The following is a 21,855-nucleotide window of genomic DNA, read 5'->3' on the forward strand; positions in this document are numbered from 1 at the left end:
GTTACATCAAGCGTTGATAGAGTTCACGATAGGATTTCGCCGCCACCTGCCAGCTAAAGTCCATATTCATCGCCTGACGCTGAACGTAGCGCCACAGCGATGGCCGCGACCACAACACAAAGGTGCGCCGGATGGCCCGCAGCAACGACACCGCGTTACTGTCCTCAAAGACAAAGCCGCTGGCGACGCCGTCGGCGAGGTTTTCCAGCGAACAGTCGGCCACGGTATCGGCGAGACCGCCGGTGCGGCGCACCAGCGGCAGGGTGCCGTATTTCAGGCCATACAGCTGAGTCAGGCCGCACGGTTCAAAGCGGCTGGGAACCAGAATCACATCGGCGCCGCCCATGATGCGGTGCGAAAACGCCTCGTGATAGCCAATCTGCACGCCGACCTGGCCCGGATGTTCGGCGGCGGCGGCGAGGAAGCCCTCCTGCAGGACCGGATCCCCGGCGCCGAGCAGCGCCAGTTGCCCGCCCTGCTCCAGCAGGCCCGGCAGCGCCTCCAGCACCAGATCCAGCCCTTTTTGGCTGGTCAGGCGGCTCACCACGGCGAACAGCGGCGCTTTGTCATCCACCTTCAGCCCCATGGCGATTTGCAGCTGCCGTTTATTCTCGGCTTTCTCTTCCAGGCTATCGCGGTCATAGCGCGCCGCCAGCAGCAGATCGCTTTGCGGATTCCAGATAGCATCATCGACACCGTTAAGGATGCCGGACAAGCGGCCCTCGTGTTGGCGCTGGCGCAGCAACCCTTCCATGCCGTAGGCATATTGCGGTTCGGTGATTTCCCGCGCGTAGGTTGGACTCACCGCCGTGATATGGTCGGCATAGTACAGCCCGGCTTTGAGGAACGAGATCTGACCGTTAAATTCGAGGCCGTGCATGTTATAGAACGACCACGGCAGTTCTATCTCATTCATATGCCAGGAGTAAAACATTCCCTGGTAGGCGAGATTGTGCACCGTAAACACCGATCTCGCCGGACGGCCGCGCGCCGCCAGATAGGCCGGCGTCAGGCCCGCGTGCCAGTCATGGGCGTGCACCACCTCCGGGCGCCAGAATGGATCCAGCCCGCAGGCCATTTCGCTCCCCACCCAGCCGAGCAGCGCAAAGCGCAGCACGTTGTCGGTATAGGCGTTCATGTTGGCGTCGTGATACGGGCTCCCCGGACGATCGTAGAGATGCGGCGCGTCGATCAGATAGATACCGACGCCGTTAAAATGGCCGAACAGCAGGGTGATGCGCCCGGCAAAGGTATCCCGGCGGGTGACGACCTGCGCGTCGGTAATCCCGCGGCGGATATCCGGATACCCCGGCAGCAGCACGCGGGTATCCACGCCGTCTGCGATCTGCGCCGCAGGCAGCGCGCCGATAACGTCAGCCAGACCGCCGGTTTTTAACAACGGGAACATCTCTGAACATACGTGTAAAACCTGCATTATCGCTCCTGTTTGTGCCCCAGTTTTCGCAGCATGTCGCGCGTAACCAGCACGATCCCTTCTTCTGAACGATAGAAGCGGCTGGCATCTTCTTCCGCATTCTCCCCAATGACCATCCCTTCCGGGATGACGCAGGCGCGATCTATCACGCAGCGGCGCAGGCGGCACGAGCGCCCGACCCAGACATCCGGCAATAAGACTGCCGAATCAATGTTACAAAACGAATTCACCCGCACTCGCGGGAACAGCACCGACTGCACCACCACCGAGCCCGAGATAATGCAACCGCCGGAAACCAGCGAGTTCAGCGTCATGCCGTGGCTGCCGGAGCGGTCCTGGACGAACTTCGCCGGCGGCAGCGATTCCATATGGGTACGGATAGGCCAGTGCTGGTCGTACATATCCAGCTCCGGCGTCACCGAGGCCAGATCGAGGTTGGCCTTCCAGTAGGCTTCCAGCGTCCCGACATCGCGCCAGTACGGCTCGGCTTGCGGGTCGGATTGCACGCAGGAGAGCGGGAAAGGATGTGCATAAGCCATGCCAGCTTCGGTAATTTTCGGGATGATATCTTTGCCGAAGTCGTGGCTGGAGTTTTCGTCGAGATCGTCGGCGGCCAGCAGTTCATAAAGGTAATCCGCATCAAAGACATAGATGCCCATACTGGCAAGCGAGCGGGTAGCGTCGTTCGGCATCGCCGGCGGGTTGGCCGGTTTCTCGACGAACTCGATGATCTTCTCGCTTTCGTCGACCGCCATCACGCCAAAGGCGGATGCTTCTTCGATGGGCACCGGCATACAGGCGACGGTGCAGCGCGCGCCTTTTTCGACATGGTCGATCAGCATACGCGAGTAATCTTGTTTGTAGATGTGGTCGCCGGCGAGGATCACCACATATTCGGCTTTATAGCGACGAATAATGTCGAGGTTCTGCGTCACCGCATCGGCCGTACCGCGATACCAGTTTTCACCGTGTACCCGCTGCTGCGCCGGCAGCAGATCGACGAATTCATTCATCTCTTCGCTGAAGAAAGACCAGCCGCGCTGGATATGCTGCACCAGAGTGTGCGATTGATACTGGGTAATCACGCCGATGCGGCGAATACCTGAGTTAAGACAGTTAGATAACGCGAAGTCGATAATACGGAACTTACCGCCAAAGTGGACGGCAGGCTTCGCGCGCTTAATGGTTAAATCCTTAAGCCGGGTACCACGCCCGCCAGCAAGGATCAGCGCCACCGATTTGAGAGGAAGTTGACGCGCCAGCATCAACGGATCGTTCTTTTCTAGCCCAACCATGATTAACTCCTTTTGATTCCCCTGCTTCACGGCCCATTCATCATGAACGCGCCGAAAACCCCCAGGGACTACGACCTTTGAAATACGCAAACTCCGTGCGCGGGCCCATGCCAGACAGCCATGATGACCGGATTATCCTCTCCGGCGAATGGAGGAACGGCGCGCCACTCCCCCGCAGGTAAAACCATATCCGCCACCTCCGCGGTGGCATTCAGCGCGATCAGCCAGCGATCGGATAACAGGATTTGCAGCCGCGCGGCGCCATGTTGCCACTCGTCGGCGTTTAACGGTTCTCCGCGCTGATTGAGCCAGCTCACGTTGCCGTCATGCTCCTGCCACCACTGATTACGGGTTAATGCCGGAATGCGCCGACGCAGGTGGATAAGCGCGGCGACAAACGCGGTTAACCCGTGATTTGCCCGCCGCCAGTCCAGCCAGGTCAAGGCATTGTCCTGACAGTACGCATTATTGTTGCCGTGCTGGCTATGGCCATGCTCATCGCCCGCCAGCAGCATCGGCGTTCCTTGCGACAGCAGCAGCGTGGTCAGGAGCGCATGTACGCTATCGCGCCGCCGCTCAATCACGGCAAGATTGGCTTCTAATCCCTCTATACCATGATTATTGCTGTAGTTATTGTTAGTCCCATCGCGATTCTCTTCGCCGTTCGCCTGATTGTGTTTCTGATTGAAACAGACGCAATCACGTAGGGTGAATCCATCATGCGCCGTGATCAGATTGATCGTCGCCCCAGGCCGTTTGCCATCGCGAGCAAAGAGATCGCTGGAGGCGGCGAAGCGCTGGGCGAAGTCACCCAACGACACGTTTTGTTGCAACCAGAAACGGCGCGCGGTATCGCGAAAATGGTCGTTCCATTCGGCAAACAGCGGCGGGAAGTTCCCCACCTGATAACCGCCCTGGCCAATATCCCAGGGTTCGGCAATCAGCTTGAGCACCGACAATACCGGGTCGCGGCGAATGGCCTCAAACAGCGGCGCGTCCTGACGAAATTCCGGTGTGCGCCCCATCACCGACGCCAGGTCGAAGCGAAAACCGTCGACGTGGCATTCATCAACCCAAAAGTGCAGGCACTGCAGGGCATACTCCACCACGCCGGGATGACTGAGGTTGAGCGTGTTACCGCAGCCGGTCCAGTTGTGATAATCGCCGTCGTCCCTGATCCAATAATAGCTGCGGTTATCGATACCGCGCAGGGAGACTGTCGGCCCTTCAAGATCGATTTCCGCACTATGGTTCAGCACGATATCGAGGATCACCTCGATGCCCGCCGCGTGCAGCGCCTTCACCGCATCGCGGAACTCATCGAGCGCCCGCTGCGGCTGGCTGGCGTAGCGCGGCTCCAGCGCAAACAGCGCCAGCGGGTTGTAGCCCCAGTAGTTGCTCAGCCCCATCCGCTGCAGGCGAGGTTCGCTGGCGAACTGCGCCACCGGCATCAGCTCCAGCGCGGTAATACCCAGACGGCGAAAATAATCGATCATCAGCGGATGGCCCAGCGCCTGATAGGTGCCGCGGATCGCCTCCGGCAGCTCCGGATGCAGCCAGGTCAACCCTTTGACGTGGGCTTCATAAATGACCGTTTCGCCCCAAGGCGTGCGCGGCGGTTTATCACCGAGCCAGTCGTAATGCAGATCGACCACCTGGGATTTTGGCGCAATGGCTGCGCTATCGCGGGCATCCGGCTCATACATACCGCCATGCAGACGCTCGTCGTCCAGCAGTTCGCCCGCCACCTGATGCGCGCAAGGGTCGAGCAGCAGCTTGGCCGGATTGAAGCGATGCCCCTGCGCCGGATCCCACGGCCCGTGCACCCGATAACCGTAGCGTAGCCCCGGACGCGCATCGGCCAGCCAGCCGTGCCAGATATCGCCGCTGCGCGCCGGGAGGTCGTAGCGCCGCTCGTTGCCCTGATGGTCGAACACGCAGAGCTCCACCCGCTCGGCGTGGGCGGAAAACAGGGTGAAGTTCACCCCTTTGCCGTCATAGCTGGCGCCCAAAGGCGTCGGTTTTCCTGCGGCAAGCGTCGTCATCAGGCCTCCCGTACCAGCCAGATGGTCGCCAGCGGCGGCAGGGTAATCGACAACGAATGCTGACGGCCATGGCTGGCGACGGGCTCGCTCTCAACCACTCCGCCATTTCCGGCGTTACTGCCGTGATAATGCATCGAGTCGGTGTTCAATTCTTCGCGCCAGCGTCCCGGCTGGTTGATGCCGAAACGGTAGTTGTGCCGCGGCACCGGGGTAAAGTTGCTGGCGACGATAATCTCATTGCCGGCTTTATCGCGGCGCACAAAGATAAATACCGAACGCTCATGATCGTCGACCACCAGCCATTCGAAGCCGTAGGGATCGAAATCAAGCTCGTGCAGCGCTTTATGGTGACGGTAGGTGTGGTTCAGGTCGCGCACCAGTCGCTGGACGCCGTGGTGCCAGTTGTCGCCGCCCTCCAGCAGATGCCAGTCGAGACTGGCGTCGTGGTTCCACTCGCGGCCCTGGGCGAATTCATTGCCCATAAACAGCAGCTTTTTGCCCGGAAAGGCAAACAGCCAGCCGTAGTAGGCGCGCAGGTTGGCAAAGCGCTGCCATGCGTCCCCCGGCATGCGGTCGAGAATCGATTTTTTGCCGTGCACCACTTCATCGTGGGAGAGCGGCAGCACGAAGTTCTCGGTGTAGTTGTAGAGCATGCCGAAGGTCATTTTGTCGTGATGGTAGCGACGATGGACAGGATCGAGCTTCATATAGTCCAGCGTGTCGTGCATCCAGCCGAGATTCCATTTGAACCAGAAGCCGAGGCCGCCGTCGGCGGGCGGGCGCGTCACGCCGGCAAAATCGGTGGACTCTTCCGCCATCGTTACCGCCCCTGGCGTCTGCTCGCCGAGAATACGGTTGGTGTTACGCAGAAACTCGATCGCTTCGAGATTTTCCCGCCCGCCGTATTCGTTGGGGATCCACTCGCCCGCTTTACGGCTATAGTCGCGGTAGATCATCGACGCCACCGCGTCGACGCGCAGCGCATCAATGCCGAAGCGCTCGATCCAGTACAGCGCGTTACCCACCAGGTAATTGCTGACTTCGCGGCGGCCGTAGTTATAGATAAGGGTATTCCAGTCCTGGTGATAACCTTCGCGCGGATCGCTGTGTTCATACAGCGAGGTGCCGTCAAATGAGGCCAGCGCAAAATCATCCGCCGGAAAATGACCCGGAACCCAATCGAGTATTACGTTAAGGCCCGCGGCGTGGGCGGCATCGATGAAATAGCGGAAATCTTCACGGGTGCCGAAGCGGCGGGTCGGCGCGTAGAGGCCGGTCGGCTGGTAGCCCCAGCTGCCGTCGAACGGGTGTTCGTTCACCGGCAGCAGTTCGAGGTGGGTGAAACCCATCCATTTTGCATATGGCACCAGTTGGTCTGCCAGTTCGCGGTAGCTAAGCCAGAAGTTATTGTCGGTATGGCGGCGCCAGGAACCGAGGTGCACTTCATAAATAGAGATCGGCGCATCAAACTGGTTCGCGGCTTTGCGCGCCGCCGGCTGTTCGACTTTCGGCGGCAAATCGCAGATAAGCGACGCGCTTTCCGGGCGCATCTGCGACTCAAAGGCGTAAGGATCAGCTTTGACGCGTAGATTGCCATGAGCGTCGATCAGCTCGAATTTATACAGCTGGCCATTAAGCGCGCCGGGAATGAAGAGTTCCCAGATACCGGACTCTTTACGCAGGCGCATGGGATGGCGTCGGCCATCCCAGTAGTTAAATTGCCCCACCACCGAGACCCGGCGGGCGTTTGGCGCCCAGACCGAAAAGCGCGTACCGGTGACGCCATCCATAGTGTCGGCGTGCGCGCCCAGGGTTTCGTAAGGGCGCAGGTGCGTTCCCTCGGACAACAGCCAGGCATCAACGTCCTGCAGCAGCGGGCCGAAACGGTAAGGGTCGTCAATCAGGTTTTGCTGTCCGTGCCAGGTGACGGCCAGCTGGTAGCGAAAAGCGTTTTTACGCCGCGGCAGCAGGCCGCTAAAGAATCCGCGCGAGTCGAGGCATTCGAGTTTGCCGACTTTACGCCCGGTTTTCGGTTCAATAACCCACACTTCGGTGGCATCTGGTAATAATGCGCGAACTTCCAGCCCCGCCTCGGTGCGGTGCATGCCAAGCACGGAAAAGGGATCCGCGAAATGACCTGCAATAAGCGCATTAATCACGTCTCTATCGATTCGATTCGACATGCTTTCATCCTGTTGTAAGTGTCGCCCTTTCCTGTAACCGGCGACTTTTTTGACCTGAACGGCGCAGCACCAACGTGCATCCTCCTGCTCCGTCCCACCTTCAGGTAAGGAACTCCTTACTTAAAGCATAGCCAAGGCTGCGTTACCTCCGTGGGGAAAAATCCAACATCCGCGTTTACTCCTTGTATTACGCAAAAAAAAGGGGTGTATCCACACCCCTTATCGTTTGTCCTGCGTTTACGCCAGCTGTTGTAGCATGCGGCGCAACGGTTCGGCGGCGCCCCACAGCAGCTGGTCGCCGACGGTAAAGGCCGACAGATACTCAGGACCCATGTTCAGTTTACGCAGGCGCCCTACCGGGGTGGTCAGGGTGCCGGTCACCGCGGCTGGGGTCAGCTCGCGCATGGTGATGTCGCGATCGTTTGGCACCACTTTAGCCCACGGGTTATGCGCGGCCAGCAGTTCCTCAACGGTCGGGATAGAAACATCTTTCTTCAGCTTGATGGTAAACGCCTGGCTGTGGCAGCGCAGCGCGCCGACGCGCACGCACAGACCATCGACCGGGATCGGCGACGCGGTGGCGAGAATTTTGTTCGTCTCCGCCTGGCCCTTCCACTCTTCGCGGCTCTGGCCGTTATCAAGCTGTTTGTCGATCCATGGGATCAGGCTGCCCGCCAGCGGCACGCCAAAGTTATCGACCGGCAGGTCGCCGCTGCGGGTCAGCGACGTCACTTTGCGCTCGATATCGAGAATCGCGGAAGCCGGGTTCGCCAGCTCGCTTGCCACGTGGCCATGCAGTTGGCCCATCTGGCTCAGCAGTTCGCGCATATGACGCGCGCCGCCGCCGGAAGCCGCCTGGTAAGTCGCCACGCTGACCCACTCTACCAGGTCATGGGCAAACAGGCCGCCGAGGGACATCAGCATCAGGCTCACCGTACAGTTGCCGCCGACGAAGGTTTTGATGCCGTTATTCAGGCCAGCGGTAATGACATCCTGGTTAACCGGGTCGAGAATAATGATCGCATCGTCTTTCATGCGCAGCGAAGACGCCGCGTCAATCCAGTACCCCTGCCAACCGCTTTCGCGCAGCTTCGGGTAAATCTCGTTGGTGTAATCGCCGCCCTGGCAGGTAACAATAATGTCCAGCGCCTTCAGCGCTTCCAGATCGAATGCATCCTGAAGCGTACCACCGGTACTGCCGCCGAATGACGGCGCGGTCTGTCCCAGCTGAGAGGTGGAGAAGAAAACAGGGCGAATGGCGTCGAAATCACGCTCTTCCACCATGCGTTGCATGAGAACAGAGCCGACCATTCCACGCCAACCGATAAAACCAACATTTTTCATAACGTATTCCTGCGAGGTGTGTGCTGTTAGTGCCAGGCCAGTTTCCAACTGGGATGTCCTTCACATTACAAAATGCAGCTAAAGTCGCAAGTGAAATTAATCAATGATTGCGCGCCAATCAGAAAAGCAACTTATCCCACACTCCGCCCACCGTCGCTGGTAGTCATAAAAAGCGTAAAGATTATCGGGCAAATAACCCGCGTAATGGAATATTTTCCGTCGCTATTTTATTGATCCTGATTATGGATTCAGCACGAAAAATATCGCTTTCACGCTTGCGAAAAAAAACGGATAAAGCCTTGTGTCGCAAGGCCTGACGAGCGATACGATCATTGTCGTAGCGCTGATATTCACGGCAGAAGGAAGTGGAAAAGAGGGGAAAAAAGCGTGTTAACGAAGAGAATTCAGGATAAGCGGCATTACCCTGATTTTTCCCCGGATACCGTGGTGGTGTCCGGGGAAATTATTTTTGCTTAGCTCAGCAGCTGGAAGGCAATCATCCCGACGATGGCGCCGGTGGTGCCAAGGATGGTTTCCATCATCGTCCAGGTTTTCAGCGTCTGCGCTTCGCTGGCGCCGGTAAACTTACCGAACAGCCAGAAGCCGGCATCGTTCACGTGGCTCACTACAATCGAACCACCTGCGATACAGATGGAGAGAGCCGCCATTTGCGCGCCGCTGTAGTTCAGTTGCTCAATGACCGGCATCACCAAGCCGACCGCCGTCAGACACGCCACGGTCGCGGAGCCCTGAATAATACGTACGGCAGCCGCCAGCACGAAGCAGGTAATCGCAATCGGCAGACCCAGACCAGTCAGCGCTTCGCCGAGCGCCGGGCCGACGCCGGAGTCCACCAGCACCTGCTTGAAGACGCCGCCTGCGCCAATCACCAGCAGAATAATACCCGCCGGCTGCAGCGCCGCGCCGCAGATCTCCATCACGCGATCTTTCTCCATCCCCTGACGTACCGCCAGGCCGTAAATCGCTACCAGGCAGGCAACCAGAATCGCGGTGAATGGGTGGCCGATAAACTCGAACCATTCATAGGCGGTGGATCCCACCGGCACAAAGCGCGCGGCGATGGTTTTCAGGCCGACCAGCACCAGCGGCAGCAGAATCAGCGAGAGGCTAAAGCCGAAGGACGGCATTTTACCTTCGCCGAGATGCGGTTCGCTGATATCGTCAGGAATGTGCAGCTCAACGTAGCGGCTGATGAAGTTACCCCACAGCGGGCCGGCGATAATCATCCCCGGAATAGCGGCGCAGAGACCAATCAGGATCATCCAGCCGAAATCGGCGTGCATCTGCGAAGCCAGCAGCATCGGCGCGGGCCCCGGCAGCAGGAATGCCGCGGCGGCGGCTACGCCGGCGAACAGCGGGATCACCAGCTTCACGAGGTTAGTGCCGGTATGGCGCGCCATGGAGAACGCGACGCTAATCAGCAGCACGATCGCCACTTCGAAGAACAGCGGCAGCGCGCAGATAAGGCCGGCCAGGCCAATAGCATAGTGCGCGCGGTTGTGGCCGAAGGACTTCAGCATTTTCACCGCAATTTGGTCGACCGCGCCGGTTTCATGCAAAATTTTACCGAACATCGCGCCCAGCGCGACGACTATCGCCAGGAAGCCCAGCGTGCCGCCCATCCCTTTTTCCATCGTCGCCGCGATTTTATCCAGCGGCATACCGGAAAAGAGACCTGCGCCAATAGAAACCACCATCAAAGCCACGAAGGCGTGCATACGCGCCTTCATGACTAAAAACAGCAGCAGCAATACCGAGCCGACTGCTGTTAAAACAAGCGTTAAAGTACTCACTAGTTACTGCCTTTGTTAATCACCTCAATGGTGCTGGCGACCACGCCTTCCAGTGACTGGTCGATATCGACGATAAGCACATCGCTTTCGTCAGCGCCTGGTTCCTGCAGTGTTTCAAACTGCGTCACCAACATTTGGGTTTTGAAGAAGTGCCCTTTACGCGCCTTCAGACGGCTTTCAATCACGTCGAAGTCGCCTTTCAGGTAGATAAAGGAGAGGTTCGGATTGCCCTTGCGCAGAATGTCGCGGTAGCTTTTTTTCAGCGCTGAGCAGACGATCAACGAAACTTTGTTGGTGCGCTGCATGGCAAATGCCGCGTCATTCAACGCCTGCAGCCACGGGGTGCGATCATCGTCGTTCAGCGGCTCGCCGGAAGCCATCTTGGTGATGTTGCTGCGCGGATGCAGAAAATCGCCATCGAGAAACGCGGCTTTCAGTTGATGCGCCACTTCGCTGGCGACGGCGGATTTACCACTGCCGGAAACGCCCATCAGGACATAGACGTGGTGATCATGGTTAGTCGTGCTCAAAGCGTCCTCCCACTGGACTGGTACGCCGCGCCGGGGCTGACTGATACAGCGCGAAAGCGGCGTACTGGTTAATGATTACGGGCAAGTGTTACGGGTAACTGTTATCGGTAACATTGTCATGCCGGACCCTGGGAGAAGCAATAACCATTCGTGCCAGATGTGAATATGTGTGATCTACTTCAAACTTGTCGGTTTAAATAGATCCACCCGGTGACAATGTGAAACCTAAATCTAACATCTTAGGGGTAATCGTCTCACCGCGGATGCGCGCCAGCAGACGCTCGGCGCCGATGCGCCCCATGCGCTCACGCGGGGTCAGTACGCTGGCGAGACGCGGCTCCATCACCTGACCGATATCGTGACCGTGGAAACCGGCTATCGCCATGTCGTCCGGGATTTTCAGCCCCAGACGCTGACACTCGAACGCCGCGCCGACCGCGAGGTCATCGTTGGTGCAGAAGATGCCGTCGAGCTGCGGATATTCGCGACGCGCTTGACGCATCAGCTCAATCCCTGACGAGTAGGAAGAGGATTGCTCCACCATCACGCTGTAGGGCGTCATGCCGGCATCGAGCATCGCCTGCTCGTACCCCTTCTGTTTGATGATAGTACGTTCATCCAGACGCGCGCCGAGATAAGCAACGTGGCGGTGACCGCGGGCGATAATCGCCGCCGTCATCTGCCGCGCCGCTTCGAAGTTATCGAAACCGACGGCAATGTCGAGGCACGGAGACTGGCTGTCCATCAGCTCAACCACAGGGATCCCGGCCACTTCAATCATTTTCAACGTGCGCGGCGTGTGGGTACGTTCAGTGAGGATCAGGCCGTCAATATTCCAGGAGAGCATCGATTCGAGACGCTTCTCTTCCATCTCCGGCTTATAGCCGTAGTGCGCCAGCATGGTTTGATAACCGAAGGCGTCGGTGACGCTTTCAATGCCGCGTAGCACTTCCGAGAAGACCTGGTTGGTTAACGAGGGCAGCAGCACGCCGATGGCGCGGCTGGTGGCGTTGGAGAGAATATCAGGAGCACGATTGGGAATATAACCCAGCTCATCGAGTGCAACGGCAATCTTGCCACGCAGGGCCTCAGAAACCTGTTCCGGGTTACGTAAATAGCGACTGACCGTCATTTTGGTCACGCCGACAAGATCGGCTACATCCTGAAGTACGGGTCTTTTCTTTTTCATCGTCCTGACTGTGATCGGCTGGGAAACATTTTCTCAGTTTATCACGGACAAAGCGCAACCTTCCCGGAGAAAAAAGGGCCAAAAGATTTATTTAGAGTTAATACGCAAAATCATTCAAGTTGCATTGAGGCGGCAACGCAACGAATCCCCGGAAGCGTACAAAGGGTACGCGACCGGGGTGAGTGAGGAGAGCCAACAAAAATGCGGCTTGAAGGATGACGCGTATCAAACCGGCGGCAGATCGAACAGCAATATTTCGCTATCGCTGTCGGCGTGAACCGAAATCGCCTGCTCGTCCCAAATCGCCAGACCATCGCTGGTGGTGGCTTTGGTGCCGTTAATCGTCACTTCGCCTTTCACTACCTGGATCCACACGCGACGTTCCGCGGCAATCTGGTGAACCGACTGCTCATCTTTCAGCAGCGCCCAGCGATACAGTTCCATATCCTGATGCACTTTCAGCGACCCTTCGCGCGCATCTGGCGACAGCACCAGCTGTTTGCCCTGCGCGGCATCAAAGCGGCGCTGCTCGTAGCGCGGCGTAATGCCGGTTTCTTCTGGAATAATCCAGATCTGATACAAACGCAGGCGGTCGGTGCTGCTCGGGTTGTACTCAGAGTGACGCACGCCGGTACCCGCGCTCATGATCTGGAACTCGCCAGCCGGAACCTGCTCTTTGTTACCCATGCTGTCCTGGTGCTCAACCGCGCCTTCCAGCACATAAGTCAGGATTTCCATGTCTTTGTGCGGGTGGGTGCCAAACCCCTGGCCGGCGTCGATTACGTCATCGTTAATCACGCGCAGCGCGGAGAAACCCATAAAGTTCGGGTCGTAGTAGTTGGCGAAAGAGAAAGTATGCCAGGAATCCAGCCAGCCATGGTTAGCGTGGCCACGTTCGTTAGCTTTGCGTAAGTAGATCATGTTGCACCCCCGTATGTTTTCGATGGAGTAAGTGTGGACCCATTCCGCCGGCAATCATAGAGGGTGAAAATTGACTCCTCTGTTCAAAAAATATGAACAAGCGGCGAGGAGCCAGATTTTCTTATTTTGCGAGGGTAATAGTAGCCGGAGAAGGTTGTTCAAAACCGCGCTGCAGAATCTCCATATTGGTGAGAACTTCAGATTCCTTGACGTAATTCGGCTGGCCGTTAACGAGGGTGTCATACAGCGCGTCATACACTCGTCCGTAGTCGCCGGTTTCCAGCGGCACCTCTTCACGTACCTCCACGCCCGCCTCGTTGATGTAGACCAGTTGCCCTACGCTGTCATCAGCGCCGAACCCCGCGTCGCCCGGCATAATGTTGGCCTTCAGGCTGGTCTCCTGCTGGTCAATGCCGTATTTCACAAACGAGCCTTTATGGCCATGAACGATAAATTTCGGGTAGTCAATCTGCACCAGATGGCTGGTTTTGACGATCGCTTTCAGGTCGCCATAAAACAGTTGAGCTTCAAACGTGTCATCGGGATTGGCTTTATTACGTAGTGAGCGCAGATCGTAGGAAACATGATCCGGGCGACCAAACAGCGAAATGATCTGGTCCATGGTATGCACCCCGAGGCCATAGAAATCGCCGCTTTGCGGTCCCCCCTGGATGGTTTCCGCCACCGGTCGGTAGTTATCAAAATGACTTTCAATTTCCACCAGTTCGCCGAGCTTCCCGCTTTCAATCACCTTTTTGGTGGTCAGGAAACAGGAGTCGAAGCGGCGGTTCTGATAAGGCGTCACCGTCAACCCTTTGCTTTTCGCCAGCGCAAACAGGGCTTTCGCCTCTGCCAGCGTCGGAGTAAAGGGTTTTTCGACCAGTACGTTTTTCCCCGCTTCCAGCGCCCGCTTCGCGTATTCGAAGTGGCTATCGGCATGGGTGCAGACCACCACTAGTTTGACCTGCGGGTCGTTCAGCACTTCATCGAGGTCGCTGGTGAAGTGGATATGGGAATACGCCGGCGCCTGTTCTTCCGGCCTGGCGCTGCGGCGATAAATATGCGCGACGTGCCAGCGGTCTTTGCGATGCAGGACGTAAGGAAGGTGGTAGCGGGTCGTGCTTTTACCAAAGCCAATAAATGCGCAGTGCAGAATCATAACGCTGTCCTTAGTTGATGTGCTGCCTTTAACCATAGCGCAAGCCAGGGGCTCACTTCATCCTCCTTTTCCTCTGAGCTGGAAAATTCACCGGCAAAATATTTCGGTTATCACTCATACACAATTATTAATAAGTGATTGATTAATAAGTCATTAAATTTCAGTTTTTCAACAGAAAGTCTTGATCCCAATGACGAAACTGCGGATAAGTGAAGGGCAAAACCAGGACGTTGCTAAAGACTAACGGAGTAGCCAGCCGCTGCTGATGGAAAAAAAGTATCTCGCCATAAACTGCGCCATTTTTTTCTGGCTTCTTGCACTGATCGCCTGGTTTAGCGATGAGGCCGCGCTGGCGCGCCTGGCGGCGGCCTGTACCCTTTTCGCTTTCCTTACTCATACCCAACGGGAAAAAATTAACGCTATGTTTATGAAGAAAAATAAAACCGAAGCGCAGGCTGCTGAAGTCGCGGCGCCAGCCGTGGCGGCAACAGAGCCAGAAACGGCAAGCGTCAAAAAACAGGAAACCACGGTGATCGCCAGCGGCGTGCATTTTGTCGGCAACATCGTCGCCAGCGGCCATGTCTATATCCACGGCCAGGTCACCGGCAACATTGAGGCCAAAGAACATCTCATTAAGGTGATGCGCGAAGGTGAGGTTGAGGGCAATATCAGTTGCCGCGAGCTGATCGTCGACGGCAAGGTTCATGGCCAGTGCCGTGGCGATAGCATTGCTATTGAGGAACATGGCAACCTCGACGGCACCCTCGCCTATCGCGCGCTGGCGATTAAAAAGGGCGGCCTGTTTACCGGCAGCGCGGAGGTGTTAGCCGCGGCGGAGAGCAAAAATAAAAGTAATATCGTCGGCCTGGTCGCAGAAGAAGCGGTGAAATCCGCCAAATCGCAACATGCCTGAAATGAGCGCAAAAAAAAGCCAGCACCCGGCTGGCTAAAGTAATACTGGAAGCAATGTGAGCAATGTCGTGCTTTCAGGCTTTCCGCAAGGGTCTCCCTGAATGCAGGACAATAATAATCATTCTCATTCGCACTTGTCTACTTTTTTTTGCAATTAATGCGTGTTGACTCGAACGCCGGAGTCAGTGATGTTTAAAGGGTCTTTTCAACCAAATGAGGAACAAGGAATGAGTGACATCGTGATACGCCATGCTGAACCGAAAGATGTTGACGCGATTCGTCAAATTCACGCCCAGCCGGAGGTGTATCACAACACGCTACAGGTCCCTCATCCATCCGAGCATATGTGGCAGGAGCGGCTAACCGATACGCCCGGCGTGAAGCAGCTGGTGGCCTGTATCGATGGGCAAGTCGTGGGGCATTTATGCATTGCTGTCGCCCAACGTCCTCGCCGTAGCCACGTCGCCGATTTTGGTATCAGCGTGAATTCGCGCTGGCATAACCGCGGCGTCGCCAGCGCCCTGATGCGTACCATGATTGATATGTGCGACAACTGGCTGCGCGTCGAGCGCATTGAGCTGACGGTGTTCGCCGATAACGCCCCGGCGGTCGCGGTGTATAAGAAGTACGGCTTTGAGATCGAAGGCACCGCCAAGGGTTACGCATTGCGCAACGGCGAGTATGTGGATGCGTATTATATGGCGAGAATAAAGTAGCGTGTTGCCGGGTGGCGGCTTCGCCTTACCCGGCCTACCGTTCGTGCGGCCTGCCTTTAATTTATTCACCATGCTGGTGAAACTGCCGGTGTCGATGGGCCTCAAAATCGCTGAGACGTTCCCGGAAGGCCGGGGCAGCCCGCATGGATGCGGGCTGAGGGCCGTGATTTGCAGGGACGCTGCCTCGGCCCGACCCGAAGCCTGCCGGGATAAGTCGAAGGAACCACGAAGTGGCGATTTTGGCGGCCAGAGCCCGGGAGTACAGAGGGCGGCGGCGACTGGCCGCCCTCTGTGCGCTCCCTGCGCCACGGAAAACATATTGCAGCAAAATTAACCGGGAGCGCAATGTGTTCAGAATTAACACAAAGCACATGTTTTTCCCGGACCAAAACAGTTGTAAACCGATAACAGTATCTACTTTCATACAGTTGTCGGCCCGGTAAGCGCAGCGCCACCGGGCAACACATCAATACCCCGCGGTCAAATCACCGGGCGAACGCGGATCGGAAGCGCCATACAGTGTGCCGTCCGGCCCCACCATAATGCTCTGGGTACTGCCCATCGCCTCTTTCAGCGCGACTTTCTGCCCTTTCGCTTCCAGCAATTTCACGGTATCCGGGCTAAAACCTTTCTCCACCCGCAGTTCATCCGGCAGCCACTGGTGGTGGAAGCGCGGCGCGTTAGTGGCTTCCGCGACGTTCATCCCAAAATCAATGGTGTTGACCACCATTTGCAGCACGGTGGTGATAATTCGGCTACCGCCCGGGCTACCGGTCACCAGCCAGGTCTTCCCGTCTTTTACCACGATAGTTGGCGACATCGACGACAGCGGACGCTTTTTCGGCCCTACCGCGTTGGCGTCGCCGCCGACTAAACCATAAACGTTAGGCACACCGGGTTTCGCCGAGAAATCATCCATCTGGTTGTTGAGTATAATGCCGGAGTCGCCGGCCACGATGCCGGTGCCAAAGGTGGTATTCAACGTATAGGTGACCGCCACCGCATTGCCGTCTTTATCGACCACCGAGAAGTGGGTGGTTTGGTTGCTTTCATACGGCGCCAGCTTGCCCGGACGGATCTGGCTGGAAGGCTTCGCCTTATTCACATCAATCTCGGCGGCTATCGCTTTAGCGTAAGCTTTGCTGGTCAACGCCTGCCACGGCACTTTGACGAAGTCAGGGTCGCCGAGATATTCCGAACGGTCGGCATAGGCATGTTTCTCCGCCTCCGCCATCACCTGCATGGCGTCGGCGCTGCCAAAGCCATATTTCTGCATATCGAAGTTTTCGAGGATATTGAGGATCTGCACGATGTGGATCCCGCCAGAGGACGGCGGCGGCATGGAGTAAACCTCATAGCCGCGATATTCACCGCTAATCGGCGTACGCTCCACGGCCTTGTAGTTGGCGAGGTCGGCTTTGGTGATAAGCCCGCCGTGTTTTTTCATCTCACCGGCAATCTGGTCGGCGATAGCCCCTTTATAGAAGGCATCCGGGCCGTGCTCGGCAATCAGTTCCAGGCTTTTCCCCAGATTCTTTTGCACCAGCCGGTCGCCTTTTTTCAGCGGCTCGCCGTTCTTCCAGAAAATCGCTTTGCTGTTTTCATGCTGCGGGATCACTTCGCTGCCATAGGTTTTTAAATCGTCAGCCAGCGCATCGTTAACGATAAAGCCCTCTTCCGCCAGCTTAATCGCCGGGCGGATCACCTTATTCAGCGGCATGGTGCCGTATTTTTCCAGCGCGAGAGAGAAGCCCGCGACGCTGCCTGGCGTACCGGAAGCGAGATGTGAAGTCAGCGATTTTTTACTGTCCGGATTGCCATGTTCATCGAGGAACATATCGCGGGTGGCCTGTTCCGGGGCCATCTCGCGGAAATCGATCGCCGTGGTTTTACCGTCTTTAGTACGCAGCATCATAAACCCGCCGCCGCCGATATTACCGGCCTGCGGATGCGTGACCGCCAGCGCGTAGCCGACAGCCACCGCTGCATCGACGGCGTTGCCGCCCTGACGCAGAATATCTACGCCGACGCGGGTCGCCAGCGCATCCACCGAGGCCACCATCCCCTGCTGGGCGCGCACCGGGTGAAACACATCTTCCTCAACGCCATACGAGACCGGCGGCAGGGGCGGCGGATTGGCGGCGACGGTAAAGCTGCCCCCCGCCAGTAACGCTGCGATGACCACCTGACGCCATATTGTTGTTTTTATCATTGTCTTACTCCTGAAAGGTAGGTTTTATATCCCGGCTTAAGCCTGGTTGATAACTCCTAAAAAATCATTGTTATGGCGAATTCGAGGTACACTTAAGTGATCCCACGCACGGGAGGAGAAAACAATGAAAGCGATTTTATTCCTGGCGGCGCTGATGCCGCTCGGCGTTTTAGCACAGCCGATTAACATCGATAACAACCCTAACCAGCCGGGTTATGTGGTGCCCAGCCAGCAGCGAATGCAAAATGAGATGAAGGTGCAGCAACAGCAGCAGCAAAGCATGCTTAAGCAGAATCTGAATAATCAGACCCGTTCGCAGCAGCAGCATTTGCAGAGCCAGTTGCAAACCAATCAGCAGCGCGCGGCGCAGGGCGGCAATCTCAATTCGCAGCCGCAGGTACTGCCGAACAACAACGGCGGGATGCTGCGGCAGACTAACCCGTAAAGATCGTCCGCCGCAAATCAGTATTAAGGCTGGAAATTCGGCCCGATGACGTCAATAGCATCGGTGCAGATGCAATCTACGCCCCAGCGCAGCAGTTCGGCGGCGCGCTGGGGTTTATTGACCGTATACACCAGAATATGCAGGCCGGCCTGTTTCAGGCTCGCTACCCGAGCCGCATCCAGCAGCTTGTGGTTGAGATGAATGGATACGCAGCCCAGCCGGGCGGTCAATTCGCGCCAGTCATCGCGCCACTCATCCAGCAGCAGCCCGCGCGGCAGCTCGGGCGCGGCTTCCTGCGCCGCTTCCAGCGCGTCGATTTCAAAGGATGAGAGTAGCGGCGCGGTCATATCGGCCCACAGATCGCGCGCGGCCAGCGCCACCACTTTGCCGGTCTGCGGCCCCTGCCCGGTGGTCGGCTTAATTTCGATATTGGCCATCATGCCGTGACGGCGGCAGCGTTCCGCCACCTGGGAGAGCAGTGGCAGCGGTTCGCCCTTAAATTCACGGCTGTACCAGCTGCCGGCATCGACCTTCAGCAGATCGTCCCACGACAGCTCGCCCGCCACGCCCCAGCCGTTGCTGGTGCGTTCGAGATTATCGTCGTGCAGCAGAAAGATCTGCCCGTCCTTCGACAGCTTGGCGTCAAATTCAATCATCGTGTGCCCGTAGCGGGCGCCGACGTCGATAGCCGCCAGGGTGTTCTCCGGCGCCAGTTTACCGCCGCCGCGATGGGCGACGATGTGGGGATAAGGCCAGTTACTCATGCGCGTTGTCCTGTTTCACCATCAAAGAGGTGCAGATGTTCCAAAGGCAGATGCAGCCATAGCATGCTGCCGCCCGCCGGGCGCTGCTGATGCGGCAATCTGACCACCAGCTTCTGCTCGCCCCAGCGCCCGTGGGCGAGGTTATCGGCACCTAAAATTTCCAGCGTATCCATCAGCAGCGGAATGCCGCCTTGCGCCTGCGAGCTTAAAATAAAGTGCTCCGGGCGGATACCGAGAGTCATTTTACGCCCGGCGTAACGCCGATGCTCGTGATTCATCGGTAGCTGTATGCCGCCTTCCAGCTCAAAGCGGCCGCCATCATCGCTCACCCGCCCCTCCAGCAGGTTCATGGCCGGGCTGCCGATAAAGCTCGCCACAAAGCGGCTGGCGGGCTTTTCGTACACTTCGACCGGCGTGCCGATCTGCTCGGCAATCCCCTTATTCATTACCATCACCCGCTGGGCAAGGGTCATCGCTTCGACCTGATCGTGGGTGACATACAGCGAAGTCGTTTTCAAGCGCCGATGCAGCTGTTGCAGTTCCAGACGCATCTGCACGCGCAGCTTGGCGTCGAGGTTTGACAACGGTTCGTCGAACAGGAATACCGCCGGGTCACGCACGATAGCGCGGCCCATCGCCACGCGCTGGCGCTGACCGCCGGACAGTTCCCGCGGGCGGCGCTTGAGCAGGCCATCCAGCTCAAGAATACGCGCCGCCTCCTGTACGCGCTCGGCGATCAATCCCTTACCCATGCCGCGAATCTTCAGACCCCACGCCATGTTCTCTTCCACGCTCATATGTGGATAAAGCGCATAGTTCTGGAACACCATCGCGATACCGCGATCCTTCGGCTCCATCTCGGTCACCCGTTTACGATCAATCCAGATATCGCCGCTGGTCACCCGTTCAAGTCCGGCAACCATCCGCAGCAGCGTTGATTTCCCGCAGCCCGACGGGCCGACCATGACGATAAACTCCCCGTCCGCCACGTCCAGCGTTAGCGGTTGAATTACCTGGGTTTTGCCATCCCAGCTTTTGCTTACTGCTTGTAGTTTTAAACCAGCCATTTTATTTCTCACTATCGACCAGGCCGCGCACAAACGCGCGCTGCATGGCTAAAACGATGACGACCGGCGGGATCAGGGTCAACAGCATCGCCGCCATCACCTGATTCCACTGGGTAGTACCTTCACCGGTGGCGATCATGCCTTTAATACCGGCGACGGCGGTGCCAAGATTCACATCCTGAATAATCAGCAACGGCCATAGATACTGGTTCCAGCCGTAGATAAAGGTGATGACGAACAGCGCGGCGAGGTTGGTTTTCGACAGCGGCAACACGATGTCGCGGAAGAAGCGCATCGGCGAAGCGCCATCGATACGCGCCGCTTCAATCAGCTCGTCCGGCAGAGTCATAAAGAACTGGCGGAACAGGAAGGTGGCGGTAGCCGAAGCCATCAACGGCAGCGTTAACCCGGCATAACTGTCGAGCATTTTGAGGTTGGCGATCACTTCCACCGTCGGGAAAATACGCACCTCGACCGGCAGCATCAGAGTGATGAAGATCATCCAGAAGAACAGGTTACGCAGCGGAAAGCGGAACCAGACGATGGCGAAAGCCGAAAGCATCGACACCACGATTTTGCCTACCGTAATGGCGAACGCCATGATGAAGCTGTTGAGCATCATCAGCCAGAACGGCGCGCTGTTGACGCCGACGCCGTTCACCCAGATGGTCTTCATGTTCTCCAGCAGATGTCCGCCGGGGATCAGCGTCATCGGCGTTTCAAACACCGATTTGTTATCCAGCGTCGCCGCCACGAAGGCGACATACAGCGGGAATAAAATGACGGCAATACCCAGAATGAGCATGGTGTGGCTGAAAATCGTCAGCCCGCGACGGTTCTCAATCATTGGTAACGCACCTTACTTTCAACGTAACGGAACTGCACCACCGTCAGGATAATGACGAGGAACATCAGCACCACCGACTGCGCGGCGGAAGCGGAAAGATCGAGCCCGGCGAAACCTTCGCGATAAATTTTGTAGATTAGGGTGGTGGTCGCCTGCACCGGGCCGCCGGCGGTGGCGGCATCGATCACCGGGAAGGTATCGAAGAAGGCGTAAACCAGGTTGACCACCAGCAGGAAGAAACTCACCGGCGCAATCAGCGGCAGCGCCAGCTTGAAGAAGCGGCGAATCGGCCCGGCGCCGTCGATGGCGGCGGCCTCAACCAGCGAACGCGGGATCGACTGCAGCGCGGCGAAAAAGAACAGGAAGTTGTAGCTTATCTGCTTCCAGACCGAGGCGAAGACCACCAGGAACATCGCCTGGCCGCTGTTTTGCGCGTGGTTCCAGTCGTAACCCAATTCGCCGAGGAAATGAGTGATCAGCCCGCGTCCGGGATTGAAGAGGAAGATCCATAGCACCGCCGCGACAGCGGGAGCCACGGCATACGGCAGCAGCATCAGCGTTTGATAAAAGCGGCTGCCGCGCACCACATAGTCGACCAGCGCGGCAAAAAACAGCGAAATAAGCAGGCCGCTGACGGTTACCAGGGTGCTGAATTTTATGGTCGTCCAGAAAGAGTCCAGATAGTACGGGTCGTGGAACAGCGTGACGAAGTTATCCAGGCCGACAAACTGGCTGGAAAGGCCAAACGGATCGACGCTCTGCAGCGAGTACCACAGCGCTTCGCCCGCGGGCCAGATAAAGAAAATCAGTGTGATAATCAGCTGCGGCGCGACCAGCACATAGGGCAGCCAGCGCGAGCGGAATACCGGACGGGATGATGACATGAAGATTTTATTCCTGAACAATGCCGGGTGGCGGCTACGCCTTACCCGGCCTACATAGGGCACATCGTAGGCCCGGTAAGCACAGCGTCACCG

General features: G+C 57.5%; 18 protein-coding genes. 3 read left to right on the plus strand and 15 right to left on the minus strand.

The window, feature by feature from the left end; translation table 11 throughout:
* Window position 1 precedes the first annotated feature (1 nt).
* The 10 genes from glgA to ABLU78_RS07620 form a co-directional block, all read right to left on the minus strand.
* Complete coding sequence (gene glgA / locus ABLU78_RS07575) at window positions 2-1,435, minus strand: glycogen synthase GlgA (RefSeq protein WP_048229976.1); 1,434 nt, start codon at window positions 1,433-1,435, stop codon at window positions 2-4.
* Window positions 1,435-2,730 carry a glucose-1-phosphate adenylyltransferase gene (gene glgC / locus ABLU78_RS07580; RefSeq protein WP_015703688.1) on the minus strand — a complete coding sequence of 432 codons (1,296 nt, stop codon included), beginning with the start codon at window positions 2,728-2,730 and terminating at the stop codon, window positions 1,435-1,437. The genes glgA and glgC overlap by 1 nt, the downstream gene beginning before the upstream one ends.
* A 68-nt stretch (window positions 2,731-2,798) precedes the next feature.
* Complete coding sequence (gene glgX, locus ABLU78_RS07585) at window positions 2,799-4,775, minus strand: glycogen debranching protein GlgX (RefSeq protein WP_048229974.1); 1,977 nt, start codon at window positions 4,773-4,775, stop codon at window positions 2,799-2,801.
* On the minus strand, window positions 4,775-6,958 hold the full coding sequence (glgB, locus tag ABLU78_RS07590) for a 1,4-alpha-glucan branching enzyme (RefSeq protein ID WP_015703690.1): 2,184 nt from the start codon (window positions 6,956-6,958) through the stop codon (window positions 4,775-4,777). Before glgB ends, glgX begins: the two co-directional genes overlap by 1 nt.
* Before the next feature lie 237 nt (window positions 6,959-7,195).
* Entirely contained in the window at window positions 7,196-8,302 is a 1,107-nt protein-coding gene (gene asd, locus ABLU78_RS07595; RefSeq protein ID WP_048229972.1) for an aspartate-semialdehyde dehydrogenase, read from the minus strand.
* A gap of 473 nt (window positions 8,303-8,775) precedes the next feature.
* Entirely contained in the window at window positions 8,776-10,116 is a 1,341-nt protein-coding gene (gene gntU, locus ABLU78_RS07600; protein WP_048229970.1) for a gluconate transporter, read from the minus strand.
* On the minus strand, window positions 10,116-10,646 hold the full coding sequence (gntK, locus tag ABLU78_RS07605) for a gluconokinase (RefSeq protein WP_015369339.1): 531 nt from the start codon (window positions 10,644-10,646) through the stop codon (window positions 10,116-10,118). Before gntK ends, gntU begins: the two co-directional genes overlap by 1 nt.
* 193 nt (window positions 10,647-10,839) lie before the next feature.
* Window positions 10,840-11,835: a gluconate operon transcriptional repressor GntR gene (gene gntR, locus ABLU78_RS07610; RefSeq protein WP_015369338.1), complete on the minus strand. Its 996-nt coding sequence runs from the start codon at window positions 11,833-11,835 to the stop codon at window positions 10,840-10,842.
* A 225-nt stretch (window positions 11,836-12,060) separates the two neighbouring features.
* A complete protein-coding gene (locus ABLU78_RS07615; protein WP_015369337.1) occupies window positions 12,061-12,756 on the minus strand; it encodes a pirin family protein in 696 nt (231 codons plus the stop codon).
* Window positions 12,757-12,877: 121 nt separating this feature from the next.
* Window positions 12,878-13,915 carry an oxidoreductase gene (locus ABLU78_RS07620; RefSeq protein ID WP_042893928.1) on the minus strand — a complete coding sequence of 346 codons (1,038 nt, stop codon included), beginning with the start codon at window positions 13,913-13,915 and terminating at the stop codon, window positions 12,878-12,880.
* A gap of 265 nt (window positions 13,916-14,180) precedes the next feature.
* Between ABLU78_RS07620 and ABLU78_RS07625 the strand changes: the two genes are divergently transcribed.
* Both ABLU78_RS07625 and yhhY read left to right on the plus strand, forming a co-directional pair.
* Window positions 14,181-14,828, plus strand: a complete 648-nt coding sequence (locus tag ABLU78_RS07625; RefSeq protein ID WP_032715216.1) for a polymer-forming cytoskeletal protein — start codon at window positions 14,181-14,183, stop codon at window positions 14,826-14,828.
* Window positions 14,829-15,054: 226 nt separating this feature from the next.
* A complete protein-coding gene (gene yhhY, locus ABLU78_RS07630; protein WP_048229966.1) occupies window positions 15,055-15,543 on the plus strand; it encodes an N-acetyltransferase in 489 nt (162 codons plus the stop codon).
* Between the two features lie 466 nt (window positions 15,544-16,009).
* Here the strand turns inward: yhhY and ggt are convergent, their stop codons facing one another.
* A complete protein-coding gene (gene ggt, locus ABLU78_RS07635; protein WP_048229964.1) occupies window positions 16,010-17,755 on the minus strand; it encodes a gamma-glutamyltransferase in 1,746 nt (581 codons plus the stop codon).
* Between the two features lie 124 nt (window positions 17,756-17,879).
* On the opposite strand from ggt, the gene ABLU78_RS07640 reads away from it, so the two are divergent.
* Entirely contained in the window at window positions 17,880-18,200 is a 321-nt protein-coding gene (locus tag ABLU78_RS07640) for a DUF2756 family protein (RefSeq protein WP_015703699.1), read from the plus strand.
* 23 nt (window positions 18,201-18,223) lie between these two features.
* Here ABLU78_RS07640 and ugpQ read toward each other — a convergent pair whose 3' ends face one another.
* Genes ugpQ through ugpA form a run of 4 tightly spaced genes read right to left on the minus strand, consistent with a single transcriptional unit; the run spans window position 18,224 to window position 21,762 of the window.
* Window positions 18,224-18,964: a glycerophosphodiester phosphodiesterase gene (ugpQ, locus tag ABLU78_RS07645; RefSeq protein ID WP_015703700.1), complete on the minus strand. Its 741-nt coding sequence runs from the start codon at window positions 18,962-18,964 to the stop codon at window positions 18,224-18,226.
* Window positions 18,961-20,031, minus strand: a complete 1,071-nt coding sequence (locus tag ABLU78_RS07650; RefSeq protein ID WP_015369330.1) for a sn-glycerol-3-phosphate import ATP-binding protein UgpC — start codon at window positions 20,029-20,031, stop codon at window positions 18,961-18,963. Before ABLU78_RS07650 ends, ugpQ begins: the two co-directional genes overlap by 4 nt.
* Before the next feature lies 1 nt (window position 20,032).
* Window positions 20,033-20,878 carry a sn-glycerol-3-phosphate ABC transporter permease UgpE gene (gene ugpE, locus ABLU78_RS07655; protein ID WP_015369329.1) on the minus strand — a complete coding sequence of 282 codons (846 nt, stop codon included), beginning with the start codon at window positions 20,876-20,878 and terminating at the stop codon, window positions 20,033-20,035.
* A complete protein-coding gene (ugpA, locus tag ABLU78_RS07660; RefSeq protein ID WP_015369328.1) occupies window positions 20,875-21,762 on the minus strand; it encodes a sn-glycerol-3-phosphate ABC transporter permease UgpA in 888 nt (295 codons plus the stop codon). The genes ugpE and ugpA overlap by 4 nt, the downstream gene beginning before the upstream one ends.
* Window positions 21,763-21,855 lie beyond the last annotated feature (93 nt).

Origin of the sequence: Klebsiella sp. JN_Kp122 (genome assembly GCF_040062085.1) — a bacterium.
Taxonomy (GTDB): Bacteria; Pseudomonadota; Gammaproteobacteria; order Enterobacterales; family Enterobacteriaceae; genus Klebsiella; species Klebsiella aerogenes.

Bases quoted from the DNA above. Each gene is read 5' to 3' on its own strand.
- glgA (WP_048229976.1), bottom strand. From the start codon at position 1,435: ATGCAGGTTTTACACGTATGTTCAGAGATGTTCCCGTTGTTAAAAACC.
- glgC (WP_015703688.1), bottom strand. From the start codon at position 2,730: ATGGTTGGGCTAGAAAAGAACGATCCGTTGATGCTGGCGCGTCAACTT.
- glgX (WP_048229974.1), bottom strand. From the start codon at position 4,775: ATGACGACGCTTGCCGCAGGAAAACCGACGCCTTTGGGCGCCAGCTAT.
- glgB (WP_015703690.1), bottom strand. From the start codon at position 6,958: ATGTCGAATCGAATCGATAGAGACGTGATTAATGCGCTTATTGCAGGT.
- asd (WP_048229972.1), bottom strand. From the start codon at position 8,302: ATGAAAAATGTTGGTTTTATCGGTTGGCGTGGAATGGTCGGCTCTGTT.
- gntR (WP_015369338.1), bottom strand. From the start codon at position 11,835: ATGAAAAAGAAAAGACCCGTACTTCAGGATGTAGCCGATCTTGTCGGC.
- ABLU78_RS07615 (WP_015369337.1), bottom strand. From the start codon at position 12,756: ATGATCTACTTACGCAAAGCTAACGAACGTGGCCACGCTAACCATGGC.
- ABLU78_RS07620 (WP_042893928.1), bottom strand. From the start codon at position 13,915: ATGATTCTGCACTGCGCATTTATTGGCTTTGGTAAAAGCACGACCCGC.
- ABLU78_RS07625 (WP_032715216.1), top strand. From the start codon at position 14,181: ATGGAAAAAAAGTATCTCGCCATAAACTGCGCCATTTTTTTCTGGCTT.
- yhhY (WP_048229966.1), top strand. From the start codon at position 15,055: ATGAGTGACATCGTGATACGCCATGCTGAACCGAAAGATGTTGACGCG.
- ggt (WP_048229964.1), bottom strand. From the start codon at position 17,755: ATGATAAAAACAACAATATGGCGTCAGGTGGTCATCGCAGCGTTACTG.
- ABLU78_RS07640 (WP_015703699.1), top strand. From the start codon at position 17,880: ATGAAAGCGATTTTATTCCTGGCGGCGCTGATGCCGCTCGGCGTTTTA.
- ugpQ (WP_015703700.1), bottom strand. From the start codon at position 18,964: ATGAGTAACTGGCCTTATCCCCACATCGTCGCCCATCGCGGCGGCGGT.
- ABLU78_RS07650 (WP_015369330.1), bottom strand. From the start codon at position 20,031: ATGGCTGGTTTAAAACTACAAGCAGTAAGCAAAAGCTGGGATGGCAAA.
- ugpE (WP_015369329.1), bottom strand. From the start codon at position 20,878: ATGATTGAGAACCGTCGCGGGCTGACGATTTTCAGCCACACCATGCTC.
- ugpA (WP_015369328.1), bottom strand. From the start codon at position 21,762: ATGTCATCATCCCGTCCGGTATTCCGCTCGCGCTGGCTGCCCTATGTG.